Genomic DNA, 10,407 nt, shown 5'->3' on the forward strand with positions numbered 1-10,407 from the left:
CGGTGTGTTTCGGGTGGTTAGACGCTGACTTCGATTTCGAGGTCAAGCGCTTCTGCCAGAGTCCGTGCGGACGGTACAGCTACCGGCTTCGACTTGGCCCGGCCGGGCTCCTCGTCGTTGCCCGCAGGTTTCCCGCTGGCCTTCTCCTGGTCATTGATTGCCTCGGCTGCGTCGATGACGACGCCGATGGCATCCTGCGCGGAACGCAGGGAATCTATATGCTTCTGAGCCAGCACCCGGCCGGCTTTGAACTCGCCGGCGACCGCGTCAGCCAGGGCCTTCACCGCGACGACGGACGTGTCCTGGTTCGCGCCGATCGGCACGAACGAGAACTCGTAGACCTTCAGCCGTTGCAGCTCGTTGGCTTTCCGGCCGTCCTCCAGCGTCACCGACTTTTCGTCGAGGGTGTCGTACGCGAACGAGAGCTGGTTCAGCCGGCGGCCCTTGACCAGCCGGTACACCTGCGGGCCTTTGGGGGACTCCAGGTCAAACTCGCCCTTTACCCACCAGCCGTGGTCGTCCTCGCCCATGTCCAGGGCGCCGGCGACGAAGTAGTCAGGGTCGTCCATGCGGTGCCCGTACAGGCCCGGCAGGACGTTCCCCGATTCCTTCCATTCCGCGATGTCTTCCAGGAACGCGCCCTTGGCAACGATGTCGCCGTAGGAGTCTGGCTCCTTGATGAACGTGGAGGGGTAGACGATGAACTGGCCCTCTTCGAGCCCGTCATCGGGTCCGGCCTTCACCCGGCCGATGGGCACACTTTTGACGTGCATGATGTTCCTTCCATTGGTCAGGTGATGATGACGACGGAGCATTGACAGTTGGCGACTTCGTCCACGTCGCCGTCGAAAGATCCCGGCCACTTCATGCCGTTGCTGAAATCGTCTTCGATGGGGACTTCCTCACCGTTGACAGCGGAATGGGATGACCGGGGGTTGCCGGAGTTGACCTGCCAGCGCTTCCGCGCCTGCGGTTTCGTCTGCCGTGCAGCTTCGACTAGGCCAAAGCCCACGAACGTAGCCGCAGCCGTCATGCCCGATTGCTCGGCACGTGACTCCTCGGCGATGTCGAAGACGTGCGCCATGGCGTCCGGGTCATCGTCATCCATAGCGGACTCGAGGGCGGATTCCGTGGCTGCGTTGACCTGGCCGGCGATGCGCTGGGCCACCTTCTTCAGGAAAGCCTTGGTGCGCTCCGTACTGTACTCCGAAGGGTCAACGCCCATGCCGTCCAGCGCGGACAGTGCCGCAGCCTTACTGACGCCCAGTGAGGCGGCGAGAATGTCACCGGCGAGTTCACGGTCCCACCGGCCCGCGTCCCACCATTCAGCCGCTTTCGCGCCGGCCGCCGACAGCACCACTTGGCGCTGCCTGGCGAAGAACTTGGCGAACAGTGCAGCCATCGCCTTCTGGTGTTCCTCCGGGATCTCCTCCGGAGTCGGCGCCTTGATCTCGTACTCGGTCGGGGACTTGCTCGCCTTGCGGCGGCGGACGGCCGCTAACGCCTTGAGTGCCTCCTCGATTTCCAGATCCGGGTTCTCCGGTTCAACCGGTTTCTGCACAGTGACGGGCAAGAGCCCGAGGTGCTCAACCGGGTCGAGGCCGACAGCTTGGAGTGCCGCCGCCGGCGAGAAGCCGGAGCGGATCAGGGCAGAGACCGCGTTCACGAGCACGGCGATTTCTTCGACCGTGAAGCCGGAGCCTGACGGTGTTCCCTCTTCCAGGATCTCGCCGTCGACGGTCGAGCCGATGCTCACGTTGAGCGGGATGATCAGGTCGTCGCCGCCCTCGATGCTTGGCCGGTTCAGGATGGCGCGTGCCTCGTTGCGGGTGAGGTACGGGCCGCCCGTTGCGGACTGCAGCTGGTCGGCCTGGTCCTCGAACGATCCGCGCATCTTCTCCTCAAGGTTGAACTCAAGGTACAGGCGGTCGGTTCCCTCGAAGTCGGGGAACAGTTGCAGCATGAGTTCCTGCTGGATTCGCTGAAGCCACGGGCCCAGCGTGTCCTGGTACAGGTGCTTGTGCTGTTCCTTGATGTTGGAGAACGTCGCGTGGTCCAACAGCCCGATCATGGGCGGCGGGATGAAGTACGCCGACGCGACCTCTTCGCGGGTAAGCTTCCGGGACTCGATGTACTGGAGATCGCGGGACGTCTGCGTGGCCGCCACAAACTTCATGCCGTCCTCAAGGATGGGGGTGCCGTAGGCGTCCGTTCCCCCGCCGCCGCCATACTGCGACCGCCAGCCTGCACGGAAGCGATCCCGTGCCGGCTGTGACCAGGCGGGTGCGTCCTTCGGGCGCTCCAGATAACCGTTCACCCGGGCGCCGTTCCGGAATGCCTGCGTCCGCTGCCGCGCCGCCTCGTACTCCTCAGCCAAGACAGAGCGCAGGGACTCGATCGGGGACACCCCGCCGATGTTTCCATCGGGGGAGTACCCGAGAACGTGGAACGTGTCTTCAGCCGGGATGATCTTCTTGCCCTTGGTGCCCTTGACTTCGAACGCTTCCGGGTACATCCAGTCTCCGCCGACCGGTGAGAACATCGTTGGCGGGATGCGGATCAGGCCTCGCGTCGTGCCGTCAGCGAGCTTGGCCTTCACCGCGAGGTAGCGCTCGAAGATTGCGACGTCACGAACAAGGGTGTCAAAGAACGAATACCGGGTGACCCTAGGGTGAGGCCGGGACATCATCCGGGCCAGCGGGTGGTCCGTGATCCTTTGCCGGTCGGTGTCGCCAACACGCTCGTACAGGTGGATCCCGAGGCTTCCGATATTGCGGCCCAGGAAGTTGACCACCGTCTGGACGCTCCCGTGGGATTCCCAGATTTTCGCGTATGCCGCGTTGTAGTCAGCAGTGACGGCAAGGCTGGTGCGGATGTCCACGTTCTGGCGGGACAGGTCGGCCAGTTGGCCTTGAGAGACGACGAACGCCACAGGTCACCGCCCCTCTAAAGTATCTGGATGAAGTCAACGGTTTGACGCTCAACCACGGCTTGCCCGTCAATGAGGACGGGATTCTCGGAGCCCTCATGCAGCCGGGCCTCGGCAATAAACAGCAGCGACCCTGCCTGCCTGACCAGCAGGCCTTCAATGGCCTGACCGGACCGGAGGTTCACCACGACTCTGCGGGCCTTCACAAGGCGCCACGGGCGGGTAACTGTCCACCATCCGGCTACTGCCCCCAAGGGGAAAAGCAGCGTGAGTGCAATCCACTCCATGGATGCCACCTTTCCTATACGACCATCAGGTCTTCGTCTTCGTATGCGCTTGTTTCCGGCTCTGCTGAGCCGTGGACCAGGAAGCAGCCGGCGGCGCCGGTCACTGCCACGAGCGGGCCGGCGTCGTTGGGTGACTTGGCACGGTCCCAGAAGAACGCGTCCCCGGACGGTTTGGCGACAGCGGTTGCTGCTGCGATGTTCAGGAGAGGCTGGCCTCGGTGGCGGATCAGGGGCTGGACGTCTTCGGGCGGGATGGGCTTGCCGTCGTCGTCTTCTTCGATTCCCCGGACCCTGTCGTAGAACATGCCCGTCCAGCGTGAGAGGTCAGCGCCGGCCCATGGGATGACGTTCAGTTCGTCCACGGCTTCGAGCTCGGCCAGCAGCGAGGACACCGGGGCACCGTTCGCCTGGAGGGTCACGCCGATCATCTCCGGGTTGTCCTTCGGGGCAACCGTCTGCCCCTCGGGAACGGTGAGGAACCAGTCCTTGACCCACGCCGTGCCTGCACGCGAGGCGACTACGGCGACAGTTAGGATCCCGTCAGGCCCGAAACCGGCGATGCCGATATGGGCTGTCGTCCGGTCGTGGGACACATCCACGCAGAACGCGAACCTGCCCTCGATCCGGGATGCCTTGTCCGTGCCCTTCTCCCACCGCCCTGGCGGGAAAGGCCCGTCCGCCGTTGTGTCCAGCCACTGGCAGAACACTTCCGTGCGGACGATACCTTCCGGCTCGCCCTTCACCGCGGCCGCGATCGACTTCTCAGTGATCGTGTGGCCAAGGGACGGGTTCGCCTGAGCCCACCCTTGCCGGTCCCAGACCGACATGCCCGGTGCCATCGACCACTCGAACAGTCCCAGAGAGTCGCCGTCGCTCTCGTCGTCCTCATCCAGAGCCGGCATGACGGCATCTTCCAGACCATCCGGGTTTCCCAAGGCCATGTGCGCCATGTTGCGGAGAAACCGAAGCACGATCGAGGAAGCATCCCCGGCGTTCGACACTGCCCAGACCTGGGCGAACAGGCGGGCCATGGTCGTCTTGGAGATCGCCGCCCAGGCATCCCAGCTGGAATGCTCGCGCAACTCGTCAAGGATCACGAAGTCAGCAGAGAGCCCTCGGCCGCCGCGGCGGTTTGCCGCCTGGACCTTGTACCGTTCCCCGCTGGTCAGCTCCAGCGCCTTCTTGCCGTTGGTCTTGTCTATCCGCTCGATCTCCGCGTGGAGATCCGGGACACCCTCCGCGAGTTCGACAGCGCCGCGCCATACTTCCTCCGCGATGTCCAGATTCTGGGCCGTGCCGATAGTCAGCTTCGCGGCGTCCATGTACATCCGCCAGAGAGCGAGCACCTGCATCAGTGTTGACTTGCCGTTCTGCCGGGCAACCAGCAGCACAACCGTGCGGAAGCGGAACGATCCATCCTCGTTCAACTCAAGGGCATGGATCAGCAGCCACTTCTGCCATGGGAACAACTGGATATCGAGGACGTCCTGGGCAAAGTCGATGCACTCAAAGCCCTTGGACGTCTCCCGCGTCAGCTCCCTGCGCTCGGGCGTGTAGATTCGTGGTGTCTCGCAGCCGTACAGTTTGGCCCTGCCAGCTGTCTGCACCATGGGTTACCCGGTCTCCCGTCCTCCGCGCAATAGCTCCAGCCGGCTCTTCTTCTTCTCGGCCGGCTTGCCGGCCCCGGCACGCTGCATCGGTGTCCCGCCCAGCTCCCGGAGCATGTTGAAAAGGTGAGGCCCGAGGTACATCACCGAGACCGCTTCACGGCCGCCGGCCTTCGCCACCTCGGTAATCATGTGGGCGTAGCGCTCGGCGAGCGCAATCAGGCCCTTGTCCTGGTCGAGGGTTTCCATCTTTGCGATGGCCTCGCGGACTTCCTCGAGCAGTGACGGTCCGTCGAAAGCAGCGAAGGCGATCGGGTCCGGCGGGGGAGCGGTCTTGAAGTTCACCTGCCTGGGCGCCCGGGGGTCTTCGCCCGCTTCCTCGCGTGCGTCGAATACCCAGCGTCCGAGCGTCTGCTCTGGAATGTCCAACTCACGGCCGACGTCGGCGATAGCCCTGCCGGTGTTGAGGACCAACATGGCGGCTTCCTGTTTGTATTCCGCGGAGTAGCTGCGGCGTTTGCGTGCCATGGTCACCTCCGCTTTTGTTTCATTGGTGGGCTGGCGTGGAATCGAACCACGCGGCTTCCGGGCGACTTGACCGGTACTGCTACCACTGAGTTACAGCCCTGCGGCCTCCGGACTTTCACCGGTATGCAGGCGCCCGAGGGCTCTTCTCGCTCCCACCGTTCATGTCCGGCGGGCTATTCAGTTATGGGGACTTGTGCCAGTGACCGTTGCAACGCTGGACCCCGGTACGGTGCACCATGCCGGGGCCTCCCGCCGTTGCGCGGGTAAATCTCAGTAGCCGGTCAGAACGCCCTCCGGGCTGGTGACCAGGCACGGAACAATATCCTCAAGGAACTTCCGGTCGATTCCCACCGGGACGAAGACGCGGTCCAGCGAAAGGCCTCTGGCGCTTTGCCTGGTGGATATGAACCGGATGATGCCGCCGCCGTTGAGTTCGATGAACTGCCGGCCGTTCTCGCGGGACAGCCTGGCAACGTTCTCGCCCTGCAGTGCTGCTTCGACTTCGCGGGCCAGCTGCTGCGCTCTCTGGATGTTCTCAGCGAAGATGGCGACGGCGCTACCCTCGGCAGCGGCAAGAATGGCCGTTTGGATGTGCTCGCGGTGCATACTCGCTCGCTCCTCTGTGGTTCGGGAATTCATAAGGGGGGTGGGGGGTACGGGGAGGGGGAGGGCACTACCGGGCGAAGTAGACCAGGCCGAAAACACCCAGCGATTCTGACCCCCCTACCCGGCAGGGCAGTTACCAAACCCCGGCGGTATCACCAAGGTCAGGCTGTGAATCCCTGTCCCCGCGGGACTTGTTGCACCCGAGGTGCGCGCTGCGCAGGTTCTCCGGTTCCTCAGCCAGATGAGGATGAGTCGAACGATGCTTGAAGTGATCCACACTGAACGAATCAGGGTCCGGCGCCTTCGCCGCGTAGTTGATCGGCTGCGTGCAGATCCAGCAGGGCAAGCGCTTGGCCCGCTGGTTTGACTTGAGCGTCCGCCACCTGCCGCCTGACCGGCCGGCATTCTTACTCACACCGCTCTCGCCTCCCGCTGCCTGGACACATGGGAAGAGCCTCGCCGGCTAACCGGCGAGGCCCTGCGTTTGTGGCTGGGTGCGAAACACCAGCTCACCCCATAATTTAGACCACTAAGTCAAGCACCCTCTGCATTCGCCACGCGTCGGCGCGTCGCATACTTCTTCTTGAGCGTGTCCATTGCCCTGCTCGGGCGGGGCGCACGGCGCCCAGCCGTGGCGAACCACTGATCCGCCGGCACGCGGTGGGTGACGTCCAGGCTGCACCGGATGACGATCCGGCCATCGCCCTGGGTCCAGCCCATGACCTTGCCCGGGCAGGGGACCCGGACACCCTGGGCGTTGAGCATGTGTTGGTGGCAGTCGCCGTCGATGTCTACTTCCACTGGTGGGGACTGGTAGGCGGCATCCTTCATCTTCTGCACCACGCGGGCCAGATCCAGTCCGACCAGCCCAAGGTGATCGGCTGACGGGTGGGTTGCCAGATAGTCGACGTGCCATCGGGCCAGCCAGTCAGCGAGGACGCCTGTGCCGTGATCCTTCGGCAAGCGCTGGTCCGGGCGGTCCTGCACCAGTTGGCCGACTGCCAACCAGATGGACCGCCGCGCGTCGCGCATGATGTCGGATACGTCGCCGTTGATAGGCAGCGGCGGGTACAAGTCGCCCGTCCCGCTCACACGTTCCGAGGACACCGCACGTCCACCGGCAGGGGCAAGCGCGTCCTCCAGATCCGGCCAGTACTTGGAGATGTCAGCAAGGGATGTCCGCAGCCACTCGATGCAGCGCAGGCACAAGTGCTTTCCGGGCGTGGCCTTCGCCGGATCTTCCGGGTGGAAGATGCACCACTCCGGATACCGGGTCTGCTTCTTCGCCAGGGTGAACGGCAGCAGCACGACGCCGCCGGCCACGGGCACACGGTACTTTTCTTCGAGGTCCAGAGTGGAGGTCATTTGCTTTCTTCCTGGCAGTAGCGGCAGGGCTGTTCCTGGTGGTGCTCATTGCAGGTGGTCTCGGTGACGGTCGAAGGCTTACCGCTCCAGCCATGCCAAGGTGAGCCGAAGCGTCCTGGTGCGTTGACGGTGGGTGCTTCCCCTGCGTCGTGCTTGCTGGGTGTGGGGTGCTGCTGCCCAGGGGCAGCAGCTGGTTTGGATTTGCCCCGGCCTCGTCTTCTTCTGCGTGAGGGTTGGGTAGCGGGTTCAGTTGGCGTAACCCCTTCTCTTAACCCATCAGTTACCCTGCCCTGCCCTGCCCTACCCGGGCGCGTGCCCGTACGCGCGCCCACGGGGATAGCTTTTTCGTCTGATATCAGGTCTGATTCGGTTTGCAGATCAGTCTGATCCTCCGGCCTGATCTGTCCCTGCGGCGCTTCAGCGGGTCCTGCTGCTGCCTGGATCGTGTCAGCGGCCGCAGATGCGGGCGATACGTTCTCGGAGGCTTCAGCGGACTCCAGCGAGCGCGGAGCGGGGTGGAGGGTCATGCCAGCTTGTTCGGGTGTGCGGGCGCCTTTCTTGCGGTTGCAAGCGAGGCAGGCCAGGACGATGTTGCGGGGGCCGCAGTAGAGCCGGGGATCGACGTGGTCCATCTCGGGGCGGATCTCGGACCGGCGGTCTTGACGGCGCACTTCCTTCTGGCAGTAACGGCAGAGACCGACGGCGGGGTTTGCCGGGTCATCGGTGCAGTCACGCGCCCAGACGGCGGCGATCACGTTCGGGTCCTTGAGTTCCTTGCGCTTACCCCGGGTGATTTTGACCTGGGCAGCGGTGTCGTATCCCAGCGCGAACCAGTCATGGTAGAGGTAATTCCCAGCTTCGACGGCGGGGCAGCGATCGCATTCATGGCCATGCGCGTGCCAGAGTCCAGCGGAGACCAGGTGGTCTGCGAGCTCAACAGCTACGGCATGGTTCAGAGTGATCGACACCAGGTCTTCGACGGTGCTCACACCGTCGGTGCCCACCGCTTGGCACATCGAACCGGCCATGGTCCACAGCCCCAACGCGGCGAGGCCCCGAATATCGCCCATCAGCGCTTTACGTGCAAGGGTCTTCGCTTTCTGGTTGACGTGGAATTGGTCGTCGATCTGGAAGAACAAGAGTTAGGCACCTCCAGCGTTCGCCAGCTCCAGCAGGACGTCAGCGTGGCACGGCTGATCCAGCGGGCACCAGCACGCCAGGTTCTTCCCTCTGATCGGTTCCAAGCAGTCCGGGTGCGTCTCCATCTTGCGGGCCAGAGTCGTGCGGAACAGCTTGGCGGCATCCTCACCATTGATCTTCTCGCCGGTGCGCTTGCCGGTCAGGATGATGGCCTTGCCCACGACCCACGGGTTGCCCCACTTCGAGCCGCGGCCCACATAGACGGCGCCCTCGGGCATCCGCCAGCCCTTAGTTCGTTTGCGCTGGATTCGTTCGGGCATGTTCGCCTCCTTCTGCTTTGCGGTCGTGGATTGCCTGCACCAGGGCGATGCCCTCCGGATCAGCGAGCGCCGGGTGGTCTGGTTCGTCAGGGAGGTAGATGTCCCTCGTGGTGGTGGGCACGACGGTCATGATTCGGCCAGCTCCCACGGGCCTACCTGACGCTTAATCAGGAAGGTCTTCAGCTTGTGTTTGCGCTGCCGCTGGAGCGTTTCGCGTGCCGCCGCTTCGGACCAGATGGCGGAATCGGCATCCCGGCGAACTCCCCACTCCGTGGTTGTCGTTGCCTTAGTTTCGAGGCCGTCAGCTACGGCACGGAGGATTGCCATCAGCATGCGCATCTCGCCTGACTGGACGTTACCCGCTTCCTGGTCGGGCTTCACGAACGTGTCCCAAACCTCTTGCACGAGCTTGACGTCGTCGATTTCCCAGCCGATGGGGGCGACGAGCGGGATGGGGATGATCAGGGACTTTTCTGCGGTCGAGTCGCTCATGCGTTGGCTCCTAGTGATTCGATTGCGGCCTGCAGCTGTTCGGGACTGAAGAGGACTGCGCGGGCTTTGGACCCGTCTGCGGGCCCGACGATGCCGGCTACTTCCAGCCGGTCGAGGAGGTAGCCTGCCTTCGCGAAACCGATCCGGAGCTTGCGCTGCAGCATGGACACGGAGCCGAACTGGGTTGTGATGATCAGTTCGGCGGCCTGTTCGAGCAGGCCGGCGTCTTCTACGGCCTGGAGGATGCGCTCGGGCACTGCGCCGGTGTCCGGGTCGAGGTCAGCCGGGGTTATGGTGATGGTGCCGCCGTGGAATCCGGTCCCGTTGCGGAGGAAGTTGGCGACGGGTGTCGGCTCGTCCTGTTTGATGGTGCCGCCGGCGTGGGCGATCTCGGGGAGGCGTCTCATCCAGCCTTCCCGCCAGGCGTTCAGGTTGCCGGCCACCTCTTCGTCGCGGATGGGCATCAGTAGCCCAAGGAACGATTCCCCACAGCTGATCAGGATCCGGCGGGCGTCTTCGGTCGGTTCGATGACCAGAGGCTCGCCGTAGGCTGCTGCTGCGGTAGCGAAGAGTTTGACCAGGCGGCCGGAGGCGGTGAGCCGCTTCGGCATGACCGGCTCGGACAGGACTGCGCTCATGAGCATGCGCCCGAACGTCACTGGGTAGTCGTTGCCATCCTCCCGCGGGATAGTCAGCTCCTTGCCGGGGAAGAGGCCGGAGACGTCCAGGACGGTGATGGTCTTGTTCTTGATGGTCAGCCGCAGCGCCTCCCCGATCTCGCCCTCCTTCTGCTTGCCGCTGGATTTGAAGAGCGCGAGGAGTTCCTTGGCGACATCGACGGGGAGGTTGAAAGCGTCGGTGTCGGGATCTCCGGTCAGGCCATCCGCTTCCCAGACTGAAGCGACGGAGTGACCGAGGGTCTGCATATTGCAGGCGGTCAGGTAAAGGTTGCTGTCCGTGGCGGTGAAGTGCACGACGGCGTGGGCCGGGCTGTCCTTCACGTCGGCCGCATGCGGGATGACCGACTGGAGCGCCTGGCGGACGTCCAAGGTGTTGACGGTGAGGATCATGTGCCGCTCGTTTCTCCGTGGGTGGGGCAGTCTGGGTTGGTGGGTCGCCTGTGGACGTGGCTG

The 10,407-nt window shown here is 64.1% G+C and carries 13 protein-coding genes and 1 pseudogene; all 14 read right to left on the reverse strand.

Features of this window, described 5'->3' with window-relative positions:
• Positions 1–17: 17 nt before the first annotated feature.
• A complete protein-coding gene (locus tag ACVWY0_RS15890; RefSeq protein ID WP_485837531.1) occupies positions 18–773 on the reverse strand; it encodes an HK97 family phage prohead protease in 756 nt (251 codons plus the stop codon).
• A gap of 17 nt (positions 774–790) precedes the next feature.
• Complete coding sequence (locus tag ACVWY0_RS15895) at positions 791–2,932, reverse strand: phage portal protein (RefSeq protein ID WP_485837532.1); 2,142 nt, start codon at positions 2,930–2,932, stop codon at positions 791–793.
• A 14-nt stretch (positions 2,933–2,946) separates the two neighbouring features.
• A complete protein-coding gene (locus ACVWY0_RS15900) occupies positions 2,947–3,216 on the reverse strand; it encodes a hypothetical protein (protein WP_485837533.1) in 270 nt (89 codons plus the stop codon).
• Between the two features lie 14 nt (positions 3,217–3,230).
• Positions 3,231–4,826: a hypothetical protein gene (locus ACVWY0_RS15905; protein ID WP_485837534.1), complete on the reverse strand. Its 1,596-nt coding sequence runs from the start codon at positions 4,824–4,826 to the stop codon at positions 3,231–3,233.
• A gap of 3 nt (positions 4,827–4,829) precedes the next feature.
• The gene (locus ACVWY0_RS15910; protein ID WP_485837535.1) at positions 4,830–5,351 is read right to left on the reverse strand and encodes a transposase; all 522 of its coding nucleotides are present in this window, start codon (positions 5,349–5,351) and stop codon (positions 4,830–4,832) included.
• Between the two features lie 23 nt (positions 5,352–5,374).
• A pseudogene (locus ACVWY0_RS15915) lies at positions 5,375–5,450 on the reverse strand.
• Positions 5,451–5,621: 171 nt separating this feature from the next.
• Entirely contained in the window at positions 5,622–5,957 is a 336-nt protein-coding gene (locus ACVWY0_RS15920; protein ID WP_485837536.1) for a hypothetical protein, read from the reverse strand.
• Positions 5,958–6,090: 133 nt separating this feature from the next.
• Positions 6,091–6,372 (reverse strand): HNH endonuclease, encoded by a 282-nt coding sequence (locus tag ACVWY0_RS15925; RefSeq protein ID WP_485837537.1) that lies wholly within the window; start codon positions 6,370–6,372, stop codon positions 6,091–6,093.
• Positions 6,373–6,491: 119 nt separating this feature from the next.
• A complete protein-coding gene (locus ACVWY0_RS15930) occupies positions 6,492–7,322 on the reverse strand; it encodes a hypothetical protein (RefSeq protein ID WP_485837538.1) in 831 nt (276 codons plus the stop codon).
• Positions 7,319–8,461: an HNH endonuclease gene (locus ACVWY0_RS15935; protein ID WP_485837539.1), complete on the reverse strand. Its 1,143-nt coding sequence runs from the start codon at positions 8,459–8,461 to the stop codon at positions 7,319–7,321. Before ACVWY0_RS15935 ends, ACVWY0_RS15930 begins: the two co-directional genes overlap by 4 nt.
• A gap of 3 nt (positions 8,462–8,464) precedes the next feature.
• Positions 8,465–8,782, reverse strand: coding sequence for a DUF4326 domain-containing protein (locus ACVWY0_RS15940; RefSeq protein ID WP_485837540.1), 318 nt, complete (start codon positions 8,780–8,782; stop codon positions 8,465–8,467).
• Complete coding sequence (locus tag ACVWY0_RS15945; protein WP_485837541.1) at positions 8,751–8,912, reverse strand: hypothetical protein; 162 nt, start codon at positions 8,910–8,912, stop codon at positions 8,751–8,753. Before ACVWY0_RS15945 ends, ACVWY0_RS15940 begins: the two co-directional genes overlap by 32 nt.
• Positions 8,909–9,274 carry a hypothetical protein gene (locus ACVWY0_RS15950; RefSeq protein WP_485837542.1) on the reverse strand — a complete coding sequence of 122 codons (366 nt, stop codon included), beginning with the start codon at positions 9,272–9,274 and terminating at the stop codon, positions 8,909–8,911. The genes ACVWY0_RS15945 and ACVWY0_RS15950 overlap by 4 nt, the downstream gene beginning before the upstream one ends.
• Complete coding sequence (locus ACVWY0_RS15955; protein WP_485837543.1) at positions 9,271–10,344, reverse strand: DNA translocase FtsK; 1,074 nt, start codon at positions 10,342–10,344, stop codon at positions 9,271–9,273. Before ACVWY0_RS15955 ends, ACVWY0_RS15950 begins: the two co-directional genes overlap by 4 nt.
• Positions 10,345–10,407: the final 63 nt, after the last annotated feature.

It is taken from the genome of Arthrobacter sp. UYNi723 (assembly GCF_054057635.1).